The following is an 18,846-nucleotide window of genomic DNA, read 5'->3' as shown; positions in this document are numbered from 1 at the left end:
CGAGCCTGCTCGAAACTCCTGTCATTGACACTGGCTCTATAGCCCTTACATTGCGAAAATCAACTTGTTACCCATAGGGTGAACGGATGGCAATGAGGCTATTCGAGAGTCATAAAACGGACGGTTGTTTATCACTTTATCAATTGATCATGCAGCACTCGCTGTTATTGCCGGACTTTTGCCCCTTATTGTGCTACCTCAGCTGCCAGGTGTTAGGATTATCAGCATATTGCTGATATTGGGGGCACTGCTATGGGTTAGCGGCAATGTCTATTGTCAGTGGCTGACATTGGCTCTGGTGAGCTTTGTATGGGGATGCTGGCAGGGTGACAACCTGTTGATGCAGATTGATCGGCTCACTCACAGAGAGCAACAAGTCGTCGCCACAATAAATACCTCACACTTGGCATGGGTGGAAGGTAATAGGGTTCTATTAGATATCCAACAGGTCAATGGGAAGAGGGTATTCCCGGCGATAAAGGTCACTGTAACATGGCAAAAGGGCCTAAATTACTGCGCCGGGCAGCAATGGAAACTTTGGTTACGCATGCGAGGGGTGCATAGTTTACTCAATGAAGGTGGCTTTGATAGCCAGCGCTGGGCGATAGCAAACCGCCGCCCATTGCAGGGGCGAATCATTCGGGCTGAATTACTGGATGCGTCCTGTAATGCTCGCCAGCAAACTATCCGTATTGTTGAACAACAACTTGAACCCTATAGACAGCGGCAGATCTTGCTGGCATTGGCTTTTGGTGAAAGAAGCCAACTGGATCCCCAGTATTGGACGTTGTTGCGTGATACCGGTACGGCCCATTTGATGGCAATTTCAGGTTTACACATTGCTATGGCGGCGTTATTGGGTGGCATGTTGGCCCGAGGAGTTCAGTGTTTACTTCCTGTCAGCTTTATTGGGCCTCTGTTTCCGCTCATCACCAGTTGGTTTGTTGCTGTCATTTACACTTGGTTAGCGGGGGCGAATCCGCCGGCTGTGAGAGCGGCGATGGCATTAACACTATGGCTACTGCTTAGGCTGTTTAGTGTCTCCTGTAGTGCATGGCAAATATGGTTATGGGCATTAGCGCTAATTTTGCTTAGTGATCCTCTCGCGATACTTTCGGATAGTTTCTGGCTTTCCTGTCTGGCGGTATTTAGTTTGATATGTTGGTTTTACTGGGTCCCGCTTGCCCCGCGTTTTACAACGGGTTGGCAGGGGCTGGTTATTCGCGGGCTTCACTTACAATTAGGCATGATGTTGCTGTTAATGCCACTACAAATAGTTTTGTTTCATGGCATTAGTTTATTTTCGATACCTGCAAACCTGTGGGCAGTACCTCTTGTCTCCCTAATCACTGTTCCTTGTGTCTTGCTGGCACTGGTTTTTACTCTACTTCCCTCGGTCGCAGGGATGTTCTGGTCGTTGGCTGATCTATCGTTAACTGCGGTGCTCTTGCCGTTGAGTCCGATGAGAATAGGTTGGTTTTATACTGGCTCGGCATCAGTTGCTATCGGATTCGGTGGGTGGCTGGCCATGCTTATCTGGCGTTTTGCATGGTGGCGTAACTATTCCATCGGGGTCATGGTGCTTTGTGTGAATTTAGTATTGTTTACCCAGCGTCGTGATGAATATCAATGGCGTGTTGATATGCTGGATATCGGACATGGTCTGGCGGTGGTAATTGAACGAGAGGGGAAGGCAATTATCTTTGATACGGGTAATCGCTGGGGAACCGGCAGCATGGCGTCCAAGGTGATTTTGCCCTATTTGCGCTGGCGGGGTATTACTATTGAGCAAATTATTCTCAGCCATAATCATCAGGATCATACCGGAGGGTTAGCTGAAATTCAGGCCGCTTTTCCCATGGCTACGGTTCGTGCTCCTTTTCCCTTAAAATACGCGCCAAATGTTTTGCCTTGTAAGCAAGGCTTGGTATGGCAATGGCAAGGTTTGAATTTCGAAATTTTATGGCCTCGTGAGCAGATTATTAATGCTCAGAATGATGATTCGTGTGTTATCCGTGTTGGTGATGGAAAATACAGTTTATTATTGACTGGTGACCTTGAGATGCGAGGTGAAAAAGCGTTGATTAAAAGTTCGCGAGCTAAATTAGCCTCAACATTGCTACAAGTTCCTCATCATGGGAGCAATACATCCTCAACACCACCTTTTCTGCGGGCTGTAAAGCCGGAATTGGCTTTTGCTTCTGTTGCACGCTATAACCAATGGCATCTCCCGGCGAGAAAAGTGACACAACGCTATCAAAAAAATAACATTATCTGGCGTGATACTTCGGTGTCCGGGCAGCTAAGTGTTTATTTTTACAGCGATGGTTGGCAAATTAATGGTTATAGGGAACAATTAATGCCTCGCTGGTATCACCAGCAATTTGGCGTTGGAGGCCATAATGAGTAGAATGGGCCGCTATTTCTTCTGGTGCTGGTATTTGCATGATGAATGATAAAGATCTATCCACTTGGCAGACGTTTCGTCGCCTCTGGCCTTTGATCTCTCCTTATAAGACCGGTCTTGTTGTTGCGGCGATAGCATTAATCCTTAATGCTGCCAGTGACACCTTTATGCTGTCATTACTGAAACCCTTGCTCGACGATGGTTTTGGTAAGGCTAACAGCTCAATATTAAAATGGATGCCTCTGGCTGTTATTGGCTTGATGGTGGTTCGTGGCGTAACCGGTTTTGTTTCCAGCTATTGCATCTCATGGGTATCTGGCAAAGTGGTGATGCATATCCGTCGCCGCTTATTCAGCCATATGATGGGTATGCCGGTTTCCTTTTTTGACCAGCAATCAACTGGTACGTTGTTATCGCGTATTACTTATGATTCCGAGCAGGTAGCTGCATCTTCTTCTGGCGCACTGGTTACAGTGGTGCGGGAAGGGGCCTCTATTATCGGCTTGTTTATTATGATGTTTTATTACAGCTGGCAGTTGTCGCTGATTTTAATCGTCATTGCACCAATCGTGTCGGTTTCTATTCGCCTGGTTTCTAAGCGTTTTCGTAATATCAGCAAAAATATGCAAAGCACTATGGGGGAAGTCACCACCAGTGCAGAGCAAATGCTGAAAGGGCATAAAGAAGTCTTGATCTTCGGCGGCCAAAAAGTTGAAACCGAGCGCTTTGAAGCGGTGAGTAACCGTATGCGCCAGCAAGGGATGAAACTGGTTTCGGCATCTTCCATTTCAGACCCTATCATTCAGTTGATTGCCTCTTTTGCTCTGGCATTTGTATTGTATGCCGCAAGCTTCCCAAGTGTGATGGAAACCCTGACCGCCGGTACTATTACCGTGGTGTTCTCCGCCATGATTGCACTGATGCGCCCGCTGAAGTCACTGACCAATGTGAATGCTCAGTTCCAACGTGGGATGGCCGCTTGTCAGACATTGTTCACGATTTTGGATATGGAGCAGGAAAAAGATGAGGGTAAACTGGAAGTTGATCGTGCTAAAGGTGAAATAGAATTCCGCCATGTGACGTTCTACTATCCGGGTAAAGATACTCCAGCACTGAATGACATCAATATGCATATTGATGCCGGTAAAACGGTTGCATTGGTGGGGCGATCCGGCTCGGGTAAGTCAACCATCGCCAATTTAATGACCCGTTTCTATGATGTCAGCGAGGGCAGTATATTGTTGGATGGTCATGATTTACGTGATTACCGATTAGGGGCATTACGCAACCAGGTAGCATTGGTGTCGCAAAATGTTCATCTGTTCAATGATACGGTTGCTAATAACATTGCTTATGCCCGTGATGAGCAGTACAGCCGTGCTGAAATTGAAGAAGCTGCCCGCATGGCCTATGCCATGGACTTTATCAATAAAATGGAAAATGGCCTGGACACTGTTATTGGTGAAAATGGTGTCATGCTCTCTGGTGGTCAACGCCAGCGCATTGCAATTGCACGAGCGCTGTTACGTGATTGCCCAATATTGATTTTGGATGAAGCTACCTCGGCGCTGGATACTGAATCTGAGCGAGCAATTCAAGCCGCATTGGATGAGTTGCAGAAAACCCGGACTTCGCTGGTCATCGCCCACCGCTTATCGACTATTGAAAAAGCCGATGAGATCCTGGTGATTGAGGACGGGCGCATTGTGGAACGTGGCATGCATGCTGAATTGCTAGCGAAAAAGGGCGTTTATGCTCAGCTTAACCGTATGCAGTTTGGCCAATGATTGAGCGTATCTGGTCGGGAAAGTCTTGGCTGTATTTGCTCCTGCTGCCGCTGTCCTGGCTATACGGTGCTATCACCTGGCTTATCCGCATCAGTTATACTCTGGGGCTGCGCTCAGCATGGCGCGCCCCCGTGCCGGTTATCATTGTGGGTAACTTAACTGCGGGCGGCAATGGCAAAACGCCGGTAGTTATTTGGTTGGTAGAACAGCTTAAACAGCGGGGTTATCGCGTTGGGGTTGTGTCTCGTGGTTACGGTGGCAAATCAGATGTGTATCCATTACTGCTCTCCAACAGCACCACAACGTCTCAAGCTGGCGATGAGCCAGTTCTGATTTATCAGCGCACCGCTGCCCCAGTTGCTGTCTCGCCAAAGCGTTCTGATGCAGTCAAAGCATTACTGAAATCTCATGATCTGGATTTCATTATCACTGATGATGGTTTACAGCATTATGCGTTACAGCGAGACTTTGAGCTGGTGGTGATTGACGGTGTGCGCCGCTTTGGCAATGGCTGGTGGCTACCGGCTGGCCCGATGCGCGAACGAGCTGGACGATTGCGCTCAGTCGATGCAGTGATAACCAATGGTGGTATCGCTGCAACTGGCGAGATACCGATGCAACTGGCTGCACGGGAAGCTGTCAATTTGGTGACGGGGGAACGTTGTCCGGCACAGCAACTACAGCATGTTGTTGCCATGGCCGGTATCGGTCATCCCCCACGTTTTTTCGCCACATTGAATCTGCTTGGCATTGCTCCCAAAAAGGAATATGCCTTCGCCGACCATCAGGATTATTCATTAGCCCAACTGAGTTCGCTGACTTCCGGGCCACAAAATTTGCTGATGACTGAAAAAGATGCCGTGAAGTGCCGGGTTTTTGCTCAGCCCAACTGGTGGTATTTGCCGGTAGATGCGCAGTTACCTCCTGATCAAGCTGAACAATTACTGCTGAAGATCCAGGCACTATCCCGCTGTTCTACGTAATCTCAGTTAGAGACTCAGGGATGCGAGCTTCAGGGCCGCTGCGCATGCAGTGAGCGAACGTTGCTGAGTTTCTTCATATAATTGCAGTTCATCGATAACTTCAGCCCCCAAGTGGTGTTGGAAACTCTGCTTACTAGAGTGCCCCGTAAAATGACTTTGCCCTTTATCGCCTAAATTTGACTGGAAAATACCGGCGGCACTGACTGGCAGAAAATCTTCATAAACCAAAGGCTCGAATTGGATGAATTCAGCATCAATTAACTCATCTAAGGTTAAACCTTGCATTAGGTCTACTGGGGCTTTAAGGCTTTTCTCGGTCGGGAAATAGCGGAAAAAAGCAAGTTTCTCAGCGCGTATTGTCGGGTAATCATCCGGAAATTGGCTAAACTGCTCGCTAAGAATAGCCATATATTGCGCCGCATTTTTCTCATTCGCCGGAACTTGCAGTTTATCTTGTGCTGCTTGTAGCAAACGGTCATAGAGATGGCGGCCTTTCGCCGTCAGTGCCGCACCGCGCTGCTCTATTTCACCAAAACGGGCAGTATGATGCCCCTGAATAATTTTGCCATCGGGCGAGATAAAAGCGACTTTTTCCTCCATGGCTTTGAAACTGGTTTGTCGCAGCAGTATTGGGCAATGGCGTGGAGGTGGCCCTTCGATTACTGCTTTAGGGGTAATGTTGTGCTGTGGCATGGCAACTTGTACTGCGTCTATATTCAGTGTCCTTGGGGTTAAGTGGTTAATATGCGGCCCCTTAAAAGCCACGACATCTGCAATTAATCGATGCTGATCATGTAGTTGCTGATAAACCTCCGCACTGACAGTTGCCTGATTATGCCAGCGGAATGTGTCCAGTGACTGAATAATAAAATCATCTGCCTCCTGACTGGTCAGCCCCCCGGCGGTTTCATGCTTAACAATCAATTCAATAGCACGTGGCGTGAAAATATTTCTTTTAGCAAGAATATCCGCAGCCCGTTGCCGTAATTGCGGTTGTTCAATCAACTCCAAACGCAGTAAAGAAGTAAAAATTCTGAATGGGATGGCTTGTAGTGAAGCCTCATGCACAGCACGAAATGCCGTAGAGTGAACGGGGACCCCAGCAGGGGCCAGGTCATAATAGCCAACTGGAAACATACCCATAACGGCAAACAAACGGCGCAAGGTAGCCAGTTCGGCGGCGGTTCCCACCCGGATTGCGCCATGGCGTTCCAGATTTAATCGTTCAATTTCACCGGTTTGACGTAAATGGCGACTCAGCTCTGGCTGTTGCTCCATAGTTTGGTGATTCGTTTCGGCGACTAATTGTAATAAAGCCCCGTATAACGGAACTTCAACCTGATACATATCCGACATTGCACTGGAGAATTTGGCGCGAATCTCGTCGGGTGGGACAAATGGCTGATGGATCATAATCAGGTTGCTCCTTGGGGCCAGCTACGGCACAAAATTGCCAAATAATGGCGTAGATGTTCAGTTTTTATTTTAGGTTGATATCGGTAAATTGCGGGGATCTTGCGGATAATATTGGTTTTTTATGCGTGGCATCTCATTGATGCTACTGTTTGCTACATATTCCCAGATAAAAACATGTTCTCAGATAAAATAAGTTGCATGGTGATTTGTTTTGTGAGTAAATAGCCGCCGGCCTGTGTTACAGACCTATTTATGTGTAAGAGTGTGCGAGAGTAAAGCAAAGCAGTTCCTCCCAAGACGTTATCTTTTGATGCCGCTTCAAAGACGAACCTCCTAGTATCTCCGATAAGTAACTCCCATAAGTAATGTTCCTGTTGCAGACCCGCTATTCCAATGGCGTAGAGTGCCTTATGGCAGATTTATTAGTATTTGTATTTGATAGTAAAGGTAAGAATTATGTCTAAGAAGACTGGTCAGGTTAAGTGGTTCAACGAAGCTAAAGGTTTTGGTTTTATTGAACAGCATGATGGCGGTAAAGATGTGTTTGTTCACTTCTCCGCAATCGCAACTGATGGTTTCAAGACTTTGGCTGAAGGCCAGCGTGTTGAATATACCATCCAAGACAGCCCGCGCGGGCCGGCTGCTGCGAACGTTGTTGCTCTGTAATACAGAAATATAATGTTTGAATGATCCAGGAAATTGATGATGCTGATGTGTTAATCATCTCTCCGGATAGCAAAATTCTAAAGCCCGCGTTTATGCGGGTTTTTTTCATATAATCAAGCTCATAGAGGTTTAATCAGAAAACTTTAGGATGGGCAACTGCATCTAAACAATAAATAAAAATGAGTTGTTAGGATGCCCAGTAAAAGGAAATTTATTATGACGTTAAAAATGGGTCGCGTGAAATGGTTCAATCAGTCCGAAGGCTACGGTTTCATTTCACCACACGACGGTAGTTTGGATGTGTATGTCAGCAAGACAGCCATTGCCAACACCAAAAACAAATCACTGAGTGAAGGGCAGGACGTTGAATTCTCTACTTATCGTAGTATTCACGGGCCGTCAGCCGCAGATGTGATCGCTTTCTAAGTAAGCGGTGAGATAATCGCTTCTAAAGAAACGGTTACCCAAGGGTAGCCGTGAGGTTATTGACAAAGTGCCCGCAGCGGTGAAAACAGGTAGATCATAAAGACGCCGTAAAATCATCCCTGATGGCTCGACCCGCGCCATCCTTGGCGCGGACGCTTTACTCTTCTACCTGCCTTCACCTTGCAAGATCGAGTTACCGAGGTTTGCCAGCAGTCTGAAACGGCTACCCAAGGGTAGCCGTTAGTTTTTTGGCCTCTGTTCGACAGTTTTTTCTGTCGCCGGGCCTTTTTGCAGGTGCTTCTATTTGTTTTTGCGGTTTAGTTGCTGAAGTTAGCAAACAGCGCAATGATTTTATGGAATACTTTCATTTCTTACTCGATGTACATAATTGTGTGATGTCAGTCACAAAATATTACTCCTCGCAATTCAACATATCAATAACAAAACCAACATTTATTATCCCGGCCGTGGGTTGTATTTACTTATCTTGAGATTGATTAACATAACTCTTTGTTATCAATACCTGATGTGCGTGATGGTATCGACACAGTTAACCTGCATCGGCGGATATGGTATCCTCGACCACTTTCCTGCTGGCTAAACTCCATTTTGGAGGTTGTATGGACCACCGTTTACTCGAAATCGTTGCCTGTCCTGTCTGCAACGGTAAGTTGTACTTCAATAAAGAAAACCTTGAATTGGTATGCAAAGCTGACAATCTGGCTTACCCGGTGCGTGATGGCATTCCGGTATTGTTAGAAAACGAAGCCCGCCCACTGCCAATTGATGAGAAACACGCATGAGTTTCATTGCTATAATTCCCGCCCGTTATGCTTCAACCCGTCTACCAGGCAAGCCACTGGCGGATATCGCTGGCAAACCGATGGTAGTACATGTGATGGAGCGAGCGTTGGAGTCAGGTGCTTCCCGGGTGATTGTGGCAACAGACCATCCGGAAGTGGTGACTGCGGTTGAAGCGGCGGGTGGCGAAGTGTGTCTAACCCGGGCTGATCATCAATCCGGTACCGAGCGCTTAGCGGAAGTTATTGAGCGTTATGGCTTTGCCGATGATCAAATTATCGTCAATGTGCAAGGGGATGAGCCACTGGTGCCACCAGAGATTATTCGCCAGGTTGCTGAGAATTTGGCAGCCTCCAGTGCGGGTATGGCAACATTGGCTGTGCCGATTGAAAGCAGTGAAGAGGCCTTTAACCCTAATGCCGTGAAAGTGGTAATGGATGCACAAGGCTATGCGCTGTATTTCTCGCGCGCCGCTATTCCGTGGGAAAGAGAGCGCTTTGCGCAGTCTAAAGAAACCATCGGCGATTGTTTCTTACGCCATATTGGCATTTATGCTTATCGCGCTGGTTTTGTGCGCCGTTATGTTAATTGGGCACCGAGTCAACTTGAGCAAATCGAGCTGTTAGAGCAATTGCGAGTGTTGTGGTACGGTGAAAAAATTCACGTTGCTGTGGCAAAAGCAGTACCCGCAGTTGGCGTTGATACCCAAGAAGATTTGGACAGAGTTAGAGCCATTATGCTCAATAAATAATTATTGTTCAGATTTCTACGCCAGGCTTATAGGGTCTGGCGTTATTATTCCTACCTTTTTATCCCATTCTATGCCGATCCTGCTGGTTTGATTTTTATTGTGGATGTTATTTGATCTGCGTTCTGGAAATATTCAGCCCATCATCTCATTATGAATTATCTATTTCGTCAGATAATCGGACAAAGCCTTATGGAACAACTGAAAGCTGAGTTAAGTGTCGTGCTCGGGGAGTCTATTACCCGCCTTGAACGCATCAGCGAGCAGCCATATGCCCACTTGTATGCGATGTATAATCAGCAGGGGCAGGCTATCCCATTGTTGGCAAAGAGTTATGTCTGTCAGGGAATTGCGCAGCAAGAGGCCTATAAACTTTCAATGCTCTCACGTGAAGGTGATATCCGCTTGCCGACGGTGTATGGTTTAGTCATGACCCATCAATCCCCTTATAAAGAAATTCTGCTGATGGAACGCTTACGTGGCGTTTCGGTAGAGGCACCCACTCGGACAGGGGAGCGTTGGAATGCGCTGATGGATCAGATAGTTGAAGGAGTATTAGCTTGGCACCGGATTGATAGCCATGGGTGTGTCGGCAATGTTGACAGCACACAAGAGAATGATTGGTTTAGTTGGTATCAGCAACGAGTTGAAGTGCTGTGGGCCACGCTGTCTAATATGAATTCACCCCTAATGACTTTGGAAGATCGGGCGGTGCTTTATCGTGCTCGGGCAGCACTAAATAGTCTTTTCGCCGGTTTTGACGACAGTTCCGTACTGGTTCACGGCAATTTGACTTTGCGCAGTATGCTCAAAGATCCCCGCAGTGACCAACTGTTGGCGATGCTTAATCCCGGCCCAATGCTATGGGCACCGCGTGAGTATGATTTATTCCGCCTCAGTGAAGAGGGGATGCCAAGCCAGCTATTTTATCGCTACCTTAGCAAAGCGCCGGTTTCTGAATCTTTTGTGGCGCGCCGCTGGCTCTATACTCTTTGGGAACTGGTTTCCCGTTTTATTCATACCGGTAATCTGGATCGCACTTTATTTGATAATGCCGCCCAGCAACTTTTACCCTGGTTAGAATAGCTTTATTCATCATTTTTATTGCCCGTTAACTTTTGCCACAGTAGCCCCAATGTTTCATACCAGGCACGCTCGGAATGGCCTAAATAGGCGGCTGCCGGAATAGTGCGCTCCCAGCTATGTAATGGGGTAGTAATGGCTAACTGATTGGCTGGGGCAGGAATAGGATGCAGCCCCTTGGCAGTGAAAAATTTAATCGCACGAGGTAAATGGCTGGCTGACGTCACCAACAAAAAAGGTTTATCACCCACCAATGCTGCCACTGCTGCCGCTTCTTCAACAGTATCTTTGGGCTGCTCCAAGGCAATAATATCTGCCGCTGGAACCCCTAAACTTTCCGCTACCTGTGCCGCCGTTTTTGCACTGCTTTGGCTGTTCGGGCCGGCGCTGCCAGTAAATACCATTTTGGCGTTGGGATGGGCGCGAGATAGCCGGATCCCCTCCGTTACCCTCGGCAAACTATTTGCGAATAAATTAGCGCTTGGCGCCCAATTCGGATTAAACGTGTAGCCGCCACCAAGGACAACAATGTAATCTACCGGGTCATTTCCCTGATATGTGGCGTATTGTTTTTCCAGCGGCAATAATAGGCGATCGGCGACCGGTTGCAGGCTAATAAGCAATAATGCCAGCCAACTTAGTGTAAAAAGCGTTTTGCCGCTTTTTTGCCAGCGGGTAAACCACAATAGGATTAACGCCAGCCCCATAACGATAAGCAGAAAGGGCAATGGCATTAATAAGCCGCCAACAAACTTTTTTAGGGTAAAAAGCATAAAAACTGGAACCTTTTGGCTGAAAAAACGGCATTTGGTGATGATTAGGGGTCAAGAAGATTTATTCTAAGTCAGGCTGTGCCAAAATAGCAGGTTGGTAGTCATTCTTTTTGCTGTAGCCATTGATTTGCGAGTCTCTATCAAGGCCGGTAAATCAATAGTTATAGATACAATCGCGGAGCAAGTGTCCATGCAGGATCGCAATTTCGATGATATTGCCGAGAAATTCTCGCGCAATATCTACGGCACGACGAAGGGAATGATCCGTCAGGCGGTGGTGTGGCAAGATATCACCGGGCTGTTAGCGCAGTTACCGCAACGCCCGTTACGGATTTTAGATGCAGGTGGTGGTGAAGGGCATATGGCTTGCCAATTGGCGGCATTGGGCCATCAGGTTCTATTATGTGACCTGTCTGCCGAGATGATCCAGCGTGCAAAAATTGCGGCTGAAGAAAAAGGTGTGAGCCACAACATGCAATTTGTACAAAGTGCGGCTCAGGACATCACCCAACATTTAGCACAGCCCGTTGATCTGATATTGTTCCATGCGGTTTTAGAATGGATTGCAGAGCCACAACAAGTTCTGCAAATACTTTTTAATGCGCTAAACCCAGGTGGCGCGCTATCGTTGATGTTTTTCAATGCCAATGGGCTGGTGATGCGTAATGCGGTATTAGGTAACTTTCAATTGGCGATACCGGGCGTTAAAAGACGTCGGCAGCGCTCGTTGTCGCCGCAATACCCTTTAGATCCCCCGACGGTATATGGTTGGCTTGAGCAAATGGGTTTATCCATTAGCGGTAAGACGGGAGTGCGGGTGTTTCACGATTACATGAAAAATAAACAGCAACAAGTTGATGAGTTTGCTGAATTATTGGCGTTGGAACAGCGCTATTGCCGGCAGGAGCCCTTTATCAGTTTGGGGCGCTACGTGCATGTCATGGCGTTTAAGCCGAATCTGAAGGACCCATTATGAGTGAATTTTCCCAGACAGTACCCGAACTGGTCGCCTGGGCGCGGAAAAATGATTTTTCGATTACTCTGCCAACAGAGCGTCTGGCCTTTCTTATGGCTATTGCTACCTTAAACGGTGAGCGGCTGGACGGTGAAATGAGCGAAGGCGAGTTGGTTGATGCATTTCGTCACGTCAGCAAAGGTTTTGAACAGACCACAGAAACCGTGGCAGTGCGCGCTAATAACGCCATCAATGATATGGTGCGCCAGCGTTTGCTTAACCGCTTTACCAGCGAAATGGCTGATGGCAATGCTATTTATCGCCTGACGCCATTGGGCATTGGTATTACCGATTACTATATCCGCCAACGTGAATTTTCCACTCTGCGCTTGTCGATGCAGTTATCGATTGTGGCACAAGAGCTGCAACGGGCGGCAGAAGCGGCAGAAGAGGGCGGTGACGAATTCCACTGGCACCGTAACGTCTTTGCCCCACTTAAATATTCAGTTGCTGAAATCTTTGACAGCATCGATATGACACAGCGCTTGATGGACGAGCAGCAGCATAGCGTCAAAGAAGATATCGCGGCGCTGCTGAATCAAGATTGGCGTGCCGCCATTGCCAGCTGTGAAATGCTGCTGTCAGAAACCTCCGGTACACTGCGTGAGTTGCAAGATACGCTGGAAGCGGCAGGTGATAAGCTTCAAGCAAATTTATTGCGGATTCAAGAAGCCACTATCGGCAATGCAGGCTTGGATCTGGTTGATAAGTTAGTCTTTGATTTACAAAGTAAACTTGACCGTATTATCAGTTGGGGCCAGCAGGCGATCGATCTGTGGATTGGCTATGACCGTCATGTGCATAAGTTTATCCGTACTGCGATTGATATGGATAAAAACCGGGTATTCGCCCAGCGCCTGCGCCAATCGGTGCAAAATTATTTTGATAACCCTTGGGCCTTAACCTACGCCAATGCAGATCGCTTGCTGGATATGCGCGATGAAGAGTTGTCGCTGCGTAGTGAAGAGGTAACAGGGGAACTGCCACCGGATCTGGAATTTGAAGAATTTAATGCCATCCGTGAGCAGTTGGCCGCCATGATTGAACAGGCGTTGCTGGTGTATCAACAGCAAAAACTGCCGCTCAATCTGGGGGAAGTTATGCGCGATTATCTCGCGCAATATCCGCGTGCTCGTCATTTTGACGTGGCTCGTATCCTGGTCGACCAGGCTGTTCGCCTTGGTGTGGCCGAAGCCGATTTCTCAGGGTTACCAGCTGAATGGCTGGCAATCAATGATTACGGAGCCAAGGTGCAGGCACATGTCATCAACAAATATTGAAGTAGTAATGCCGGTTAAGCTGGCTCAGGCATTGGCCAACTCATTGTTTCCGGCACTGGATAGCCAGTTGCGCGCTGGCCGTCATATCGGGATTGATGAGCTGGATAATCATGCTTTCCTGATGGATTTTCAGGAGCAACTGGAAGAGTTCTATACCCGCTATAACGTGGAGTTAATTCGCGCACCTGAAGGTTTCTTCTATCTGCGCCCACGTTCTACCACGCTTATCCCGCGCTCAGTGTTATCTGAGCTGGATATGATGGTGGGCAAAATTCTTTGTTACCTGTATCTCAGCCCGGAACGTCTGGCTCATGAAGGTATTTTCGCCCAACACGAGTTGTACGAAGAGCTGCTAAGCCTGGCCGATGAGAGCAAATTGCTGAAGTTCGTTAACCAGCGCTCAACCGGCTCGGATTTAGATAAGCAGAAGTTACAGGAAAAAGTACGCACCTCGCTCAATCGGCTGCGCCGTTTGGGCATGATTTACTTTATGGGCAATGACAGCAGCAAGTTTCGCATCACTGAGGCGGTATTCCGTTTCGGTGCCGATGTGCGCAGTGGCGATGATCCACGTGAAGCTCAGTTGCGTATGATCCGCGATGGCGAAGCTATGGCAGTAGAGAACAGTCTGTCACTCCATGATGAAAGCGATGAAAGCGACATCACCATGAGAAATGCAACGGACAGTGCAGAGGATGAACAGGAATGATTGAACGCGGTAAATTTCGCTCACTGACCTTGGTTAACTGGAATGGTTTCTTTGCCCGAACCTTCGATCTTGATGAGCTGGTCACCACCTTATCAGGGGGGAATGGTGCGGGTAAATCCACCACTATGGCGGCTTTCGTCACTGCATTGATCCCAGACTTGACCTTGCTGCACTTTCGTAACACCACCGAAGCGGGTGCTACCAGCGGCTCTCGTGATAAAGGTTTGCACGGTAAATTGCGCGCTGGCGTGTGTTACTCCACTTTAGATGTGGTCAACTCCCGCCATCAGCGGGTGATTGTAGGGGTACGCCTACAACAAGTCGCAGGGCGTGACCGCAAAGTTGATATCAAGCCGTTCACTATTCAAGGCCTTCCGACGGCGATTCAACCAACACAGATCCTCACTGAAGTTGTCGGTGAGCGCCAAGCGCGCGTGTTGTCACTGCAAGAGTTGAAAGAAAGTGTTGAAGCAATGGAAGGGGTGCAGTTTAAGCAATTTAACTCCATCACCGATTACCACTCATTGATGTTTGATTTGGGTGTAATTCCCAAACGTCTGCGCTCTTCTGCTGACCGCAGCAAATTCTATCGTTTGATTGAAGCCTCATTGTATGGCGGTATTTCCAGCGCGATTACTCGCTCGCTGCGCGATTATTTATTGCCAGAAAACAGCGGGGTACGTAAAGCTTTCCAGGATATGGAAGCGGCGTTACGCGAAAACCGTATGACCCTTGAGGCTATACGTGTTACTCAGTCCGACCGTGACCTGTTTAAGCATCTGATTTCCGAAGCGACCTCCTACGTTGCCGCTGACTATATGCGCCATGCCAATGAGCGGCGCATTCATCTTGACGGCGCTTTGGTATTGCGTCGTGAGTTGCTGGCTAGCCGCAAACAACTGGTGACCGAGCAGTATCGCCATGTCGAGATGTCTCGTGAGCTGGCTGAGCAAAGTGGGGCTGAGTCTGATCTTGAAACTGATTATCAGGCCGCCAGCGACCACTTGAGTCTGGTGCAAACCGCGATGCGCCAGCAAGAAAAAATCGAGCGCTACCAAAGTGATTTGGAAGAGCTGACTTACCGGTTGGAAGAGCAAAATGAAGTTGTCGCGGAGGCCAGCGAACAGCAGGCTGATAACGAAGCTCGTGCCGAAGCCGCTGAGTTGGAAGTGGATGAACTGAAAAGCCAGTTGGCTGATTATCAGCAAGCGCTGGATGTTCAGCAGACCCGTGCCATTCAGTATCAGCAAGCATTACAAGCATTGGAACGTGCCCGTGCGCTGTGCCAGTTACCTGAATTAACGGCGGATAACGCCGAAGATTGGCTGGAAACTTTCCAAGCCAAAGAGCAGGAAGCCACCGAGGCGCTATTGCAACTTGAGCAAAAGCTGAGTGTCGCTGACGCCGCACACAGTCAATTTGAGCAAGCCTACCAGTTAGTGGTGAGTATCGCCGGTCAGGTTAGCCGCAGCGAGGCCTGGCAAACTGCCCGTGAATTATTGCGTGATTGGCCGTCGCAGCAACATTTGGCCGAACGCGTTCAACCATTGCGCATGCGTTTGTCCGAACTGGAGCAGCGTTTACGCGCGCAGCAAGATGCCGAGCGCTTGTTGCAAGAGTTCTGTAAACGCCAGGGGCAAGCCTATCAACCGGAAGAGCTGGAAGAGCTGCAACGTGAGTTGGAATCAACGGTTGAAGAGCTTTCTCTCAGTGTCAGTGATGCCGGTGAGCGGCGCATGGAAATGCGTCAGGAACTCGAGCAAATTAAGCTCAAAATTCAGGAATTGACGGCGCGTGCCCCGGTTTGGCTGGCGGCACAAGATGCCCTGAGCCAACTGAGTGAGCAGAGCGGTGAGGCGCTGGAAGACAGCCGTCAAGTGACGGAATGTATGCAGCAGTTGCTGGAGCGCGAGCGCGAAACCACCGTCGAGCGTGACGAAGTGGCGGCAGCTAAACGGGCTATTGATGCTCAAATTGAGCGCTTGAGCCAGCCAAGTGGTGCTGAAGATTCACGGATGATTGCGTTGGCCGAGCGTTTTGGTGGCGTGCTGTTATCCGAAATTTACGACGATGTGACTCTTGATGATGCACCATACTTCTCCGCGCTGTATGGCCCGTCTCGCCACGGTATTGTGGTGCCTGATTTGTCATTAGTGCGCGACCAATTGGCAGGGTTGGAAGATTGCCCGGAAGATTTGTATCTCATCGAAGGGGACCCGCAGTCATTTGATGACAGTGTCTTTGCCGTCGAAGAACTTGAAAAAGCGGTGGTGGTGAAAATTGCCGATCGCCAATGGCGTTACTCCCGCTATCCAGAAGTGCCACTGTTTGGCCGCGCAGCCCGTGAAAATCGGCTAGAAGCGCTGTATCAAGAACGTGATAGCCTGGCAGAGCGCTATGCGACGCTGTCGTTTGATGTGCAAAAAACGCAACGGTTACATCAGGCATTCAGCCGGTTTATTGGTTCTCATCTGGCGGTGGCATTCGACTCTGATCCGGAAGCAGAGATTCGGTTGCTGAATACCCGCCGTGGAGAAATCGAACGCGCTCTGAACGCGCATGAAGAAAGAAATCAGCAACAACGTCAGCAATTCGAACAAGCCAAAGAGGGCATTTCAGCCCTTAATCGTTTGATCCCGCTAGTGTCATTGTTGCTTGACGATACTCTGGCTGACCGTGTTGAAGAAATTACGGAAGAGCTGACAGAAGCACAAGAAGCGGCACGCCATATTCAGAAACACGGTGCGTCCCTGACTAAACTTGAACCGCTGTTGGCGGTATTGCAAAGCGATCCGCAGCAACACGAACAGTTAAAAGAGAACTATGCGCAGGCGCAGAACAGTCAGCGTCAGGCCAAGCAGCAAGCATTCGCTTTAGTTGAAGTGGTGCAGCGTCGCGCGCACTTTGGTTATACCGATTCTGCGGGGATGTTGACCGAAAACTCTGACCTTAATGATAAACTGCGTCAGCGCCTGGAACAGGCAGAAGCGGAGCGTACTCGCGCCCGTGAGCAGCTACGTCAATATCAGGCGCAGTTTACCCAATACAATCAAGTGCTGGCGTCATTGAAAAGTTCATATGATGCCAAACGTGACATGCTCAAAGAGTTGAGTCAGGAGCTGGTGGATATTGGCGTTCAGGCCGATGCTAATGCCGAAGCGCGTGCCCGTACCCGTCGTGATGAACTGCATGCTGCACTAAGCACTAACCGTTCGCGCCGTAATCAGTTGGAAAAACAACTGACCTTCTGTGAAGCCGAGATGGACAGTTTGCAGAAGAAACTGCGCAAACTGGAGCGGGATTATCATCAGATTCGTGAGCAGGTAGTTAATGCGAAAGCGGGTTGGTGTGCGGTGATGCGCATGGTGAAAGATAATGGTGTTGAGCGCCGTTTACATCGCCGAGAGCTGGCCTATATGGATGGCGATGAGCTGCGTTCTATGTCGGATAAGGCGCTGGGGGCATTGCGTCTGGCGGTAGCGGATAATGAGCATTTACGCGATGTGCTGCGTATGTCTGAAGATCCCAAACGGCCTGAGCGCAAAATCCAATTCTATATTGCGGTGTATCAGCATCTGCGTGAGCGTATCCGTCAGGATATTATCCGCACTGATGACCCAGTCGAAGCCATTGAGCAAATGGAGATTGAACTGGGCCGTTTGACCGAAGAATTGACCGCCCGCGAACAGAAACTGGCCATCAGCTCGAAAAGTGTGTCGAATATCATTCGTAAAACCATTCAGCGCGAGCAGAACCGGATTCGTATGCTGAATCAGGGCTTGCAAGCGGTATCATTCGGCCAGGTTAAGAGTGTGCGGCTAAATGTGAATGTGCGCGAAGCTCATGCGACCTTGCTGGATGTGCTGTCTGAACAACAAGAGCAACATCAGGACTTGTTCAACAGTAATCGTCTGACCTTCTCTGAAGCACTGGCAAAACTGTATCAGCGCCTGAACCCACAAATGGATATGGGCCAGCGTTTACCGCAAACCATCGGCGAAGAGTTACTTGATTACCGTAACTATTTAGAGCTGGAAGTTGAAGTTAACCGCGGTGCTGATGGCTGGCTACGTGCCGAGAGTGGCGCACTGTCTACCGGTGAGGCTATCGGTACTGGTATGTCTATTCTGGTGATGGTGGTACAGAGTTGGGAAGAAGAATCGCGCCGTTTACGCGGTAAAGATATTTCGCCGTGCCGCTTACTGTTCCTCGATGAAGCTGCGCGTTTGGATGCAAAATCTATCGCGACATTATTTGAATTGTGTGAGCGGTTAGAAATGCAATTAATTATTGCTGCGCCAGAAAATATCAGCCCAGAAAAAGGGACCACCTATAAGCTGGTGCGAAAAGTCTTCCAAAACCATGAACATGTACACGTGGTTGGCTTGCGCGGTTTTGCAAATGAAATACCAACATTGCCATCTATACCCGTTGAGCAATGACCTGATGGTTAATTATTGTTCAACAAGAACGTAATAATAATTAATTCTCGTCAATGGCCGCCTAGCGGCCATTTTTATTTGTTGTCACATCTGAGGGTTATATTTTATAAGCAAGGGAAATCTGTTAGCGTACATAAATGGTTAAATTTATATTATTGGCTACTTAGTGGTATTTCTGTTTGTATAATAATATTAATACCCAAAGAAAGTGGTGTTGCAGTTAACGAAAGAATCGTGCTGAGCCGCTAACATGCTGTGACTTCAAGGAAGAAGGGTTACGACAAACTATGACGTACTTAGATAAGCATAC

14 protein-coding genes are annotated in these 18,846 nt (G+C 48.4%); 12 read left to right on the top strand and 2 right to left on the bottom strand.

Features of this window, described 5'->3' with window-relative positions; translation table 11 throughout:
• Positions 1-124 precede the first annotated feature (124 nt).
• From FGL26_RS07430 to lpxK, 3 genes are read left to right on the top strand one after another with little or no spacing between them, the layout of a single operon-like run.
• A complete protein-coding gene (locus FGL26_RS07430; RefSeq protein WP_005170997.1) occupies positions 125-2,410 on the top strand; it encodes a ComEC family protein in 2,286 nt (761 codons plus the stop codon).
• Between the two features lie 35 nt (positions 2,411-2,445).
• Entirely contained in the window at positions 2,446-4,194 is a 1,749-nt protein-coding gene (gene msbA / locus FGL26_RS07425; RefSeq protein ID WP_005170994.1) for a lipid A ABC transporter ATP-binding protein/permease MsbA, read from the top strand.
• Positions 4,191-5,177 carry a tetraacyldisaccharide 4'-kinase gene (lpxK, locus tag FGL26_RS07420; protein ID WP_005170991.1) on the top strand — a complete coding sequence of 329 codons (987 nt, stop codon included), beginning with the start codon at positions 4,191-4,193 and terminating at the stop codon, positions 5,175-5,177. Before msbA ends, lpxK begins: the two co-directional genes overlap by 4 nt.
• Positions 5,178-5,183: 6 nt before the next feature.
• Here lpxK and hglS read toward each other — a convergent pair whose 3' ends face one another.
• Positions 5,184-6,590, bottom strand: a complete 1,407-nt coding sequence (gene hglS / locus FGL26_RS07415; protein ID WP_005170987.1) for a 2-oxoadipate dioxygenase/decarboxylase HglS — start codon at positions 6,588-6,590, stop codon at positions 5,184-5,186.
• A gap of 459 nt (positions 6,591-7,049) precedes the next feature.
• On the opposite strand from hglS, the gene cspE reads away from it, so the two are divergent.
• From cspE to FGL26_RS07385, 5 genes are all read left to right on the top strand, one after another.
• On the top strand, positions 7,050-7,259 hold the full coding sequence (cspE, locus tag FGL26_RS07405) for a transcription antiterminator/RNA stability regulator CspE (protein WP_005159934.1): 210 nt from the start codon (positions 7,050-7,052) through the stop codon (positions 7,257-7,259).
• Between the two features lie 216 nt (positions 7,260-7,475).
• The gene (locus tag FGL26_RS07400; protein ID WP_005159937.1) at positions 7,476-7,685 is read left to right on the top strand and encodes a cold-shock protein; all 210 of its coding nucleotides are present in this window, start codon (positions 7,476-7,478) and stop codon (positions 7,683-7,685) included.
• Positions 7,686-8,305: 620 nt separating this feature from the next.
• Positions 8,306-8,488 carry a Trm112 family protein gene (locus FGL26_RS07395; protein ID WP_005170985.1) on the top strand — a complete coding sequence of 61 codons (183 nt, stop codon included), beginning with the start codon at positions 8,306-8,308 and terminating at the stop codon, positions 8,486-8,488.
• Positions 8,485-9,237, top strand: a complete 753-nt coding sequence (gene kdsB / locus FGL26_RS07390; protein WP_005170982.1) for a 3-deoxy-manno-octulosonate cytidylyltransferase — start codon at positions 8,485-8,487, stop codon at positions 9,235-9,237. Before FGL26_RS07395 ends, kdsB begins: the two co-directional genes overlap by 4 nt.
• 189 nt (positions 9,238-9,426) lie before the next feature.
• Complete coding sequence (locus FGL26_RS07385) at positions 9,427-10,320, top strand: YcbJ family phosphotransferase (RefSeq protein ID WP_005170979.1); 894 nt, start codon at positions 9,427-9,429, stop codon at positions 10,318-10,320.
• A gap of 2 nt (positions 10,321-10,322) precedes the next feature.
• On the opposite strand, the gene elyC is transcribed toward FGL26_RS07385, so the two are convergent.
• Positions 10,323-11,090: an envelope biogenesis factor ElyC gene (gene elyC / locus FGL26_RS07380; protein WP_005170975.1), complete on the bottom strand. Its 768-nt coding sequence runs from the start codon at positions 11,088-11,090 to the stop codon at positions 10,323-10,325.
• Positions 11,091-11,280: 190 nt separating this feature from the next.
• Between elyC and cmoM the strand changes: the two genes are divergently transcribed.
• From cmoM to mukB, 4 genes are read left to right on the top strand one after another with little or no spacing between them, the layout of a single operon-like run.
• Positions 11,281-12,066: a tRNA uridine 5-oxyacetic acid(34) methyltransferase CmoM gene (gene cmoM / locus FGL26_RS07375; protein ID WP_005170971.1), complete on the top strand. Its 786-nt coding sequence runs from the start codon at positions 11,281-11,283 to the stop codon at positions 12,064-12,066.
• On the top strand, positions 12,063-13,385 hold the full coding sequence (mukF, locus tag FGL26_RS07370; RefSeq protein ID WP_005170970.1) for a chromosome partition protein MukF: 1,323 nt from the start codon (positions 12,063-12,065) through the stop codon (positions 13,383-13,385). The genes cmoM and mukF overlap by 4 nt, the downstream gene beginning before the upstream one ends.
• The gene (mukE, locus tag FGL26_RS07365) at positions 13,366-14,094 is read left to right on the top strand and encodes a chromosome partition protein MukE (protein ID WP_005170969.1); all 729 of its coding nucleotides are present in this window, start codon (positions 13,366-13,368) and stop codon (positions 14,092-14,094) included. Before mukF ends, mukE begins: the two co-directional genes overlap by 20 nt.
• A complete protein-coding gene (gene mukB, locus FGL26_RS07360) occupies positions 14,091-18,536 on the top strand; it encodes a chromosome partition protein MukB (protein WP_005170968.1) in 4,446 nt (1,481 codons plus the stop codon). Before mukE ends, mukB begins: the two co-directional genes overlap by 4 nt.
• The last annotated feature ends 310 nt before the right edge of the window (positions 18,537-18,846 follow it).

The sequence above is a fragment of the Yersinia enterocolitica subsp. enterocolitica genome, from assembly GCF_901472495.1.
GTDB classification, from domain to species: Bacteria; Pseudomonadota; Gammaproteobacteria; order Enterobacterales; family Enterobacteriaceae; genus Yersinia; species Yersinia enterocolitica.
The sequence above is the reverse complement of the archived record's forward strand: the minus strand, read 5'-3'. Positions and strand labels throughout refer to the sequence as shown.

What these genes read in the sequence shown, in the direction of transcription:
- msbA (WP_005170994.1), top strand. Translation starts at nt 2,446, where the DNA reads ATGATGAATGATAAAGATCTATCCACTTGGCAGACGTTTCGTCGCCTC.
- lpxK (WP_005170991.1), top strand. Translation starts at nt 4,191, where the DNA reads ATGATTGAGCGTATCTGGTCGGGAAAGTCTTGGCTGTATTTGCTCCTG.
- hglS (WP_005170987.1), bottom strand. Translation starts at nt 6,590, where the DNA reads ATGATCCATCAGCCATTTGTCCCACCCGACGAGATTCGCGCCAAATTC.
- cspE (WP_005159934.1), top strand. Translation starts at nt 7,050, where the DNA reads ATGTCTAAGAAGACTGGTCAGGTTAAGTGGTTCAACGAAGCTAAAGGT.
- FGL26_RS07400 (WP_005159937.1), top strand. Translation starts at nt 7,476, where the DNA reads ATGACGTTAAAAATGGGTCGCGTGAAATGGTTCAATCAGTCCGAAGGC.
- FGL26_RS07395 (WP_005170985.1), top strand. Translation starts at nt 8,306, where the DNA reads ATGGACCACCGTTTACTCGAAATCGTTGCCTGTCCTGTCTGCAACGGT.
- kdsB (WP_005170982.1), top strand. Translation starts at nt 8,485, where the DNA reads ATGAGTTTCATTGCTATAATTCCCGCCCGTTATGCTTCAACCCGTCTA.
- FGL26_RS07385 (WP_005170979.1), top strand. Translation starts at nt 9,427, where the DNA reads ATGGAACAACTGAAAGCTGAGTTAAGTGTCGTGCTCGGGGAGTCTATT.
- elyC (WP_005170975.1), bottom strand. Translation starts at nt 11,090, where the DNA reads ATGCTTTTTACCCTAAAAAAGTTTGTTGGCGGCTTATTAATGCCATTG.
- cmoM (WP_005170971.1), top strand. Translation starts at nt 11,281, where the DNA reads ATGCAGGATCGCAATTTCGATGATATTGCCGAGAAATTCTCGCGCAAT.
- mukF (WP_005170970.1), top strand. Translation starts at nt 12,063, where the DNA reads ATGAGTGAATTTTCCCAGACAGTACCCGAACTGGTCGCCTGGGCGCGG.
- mukE (WP_005170969.1), top strand. Translation starts at nt 13,366, where the DNA reads ATGTCATCAACAAATATTGAAGTAGTAATGCCGGTTAAGCTGGCTCAG.
- mukB (WP_005170968.1), top strand. Translation starts at nt 14,091, where the DNA reads ATGATTGAACGCGGTAAATTTCGCTCACTGACCTTGGTTAACTGGAAT.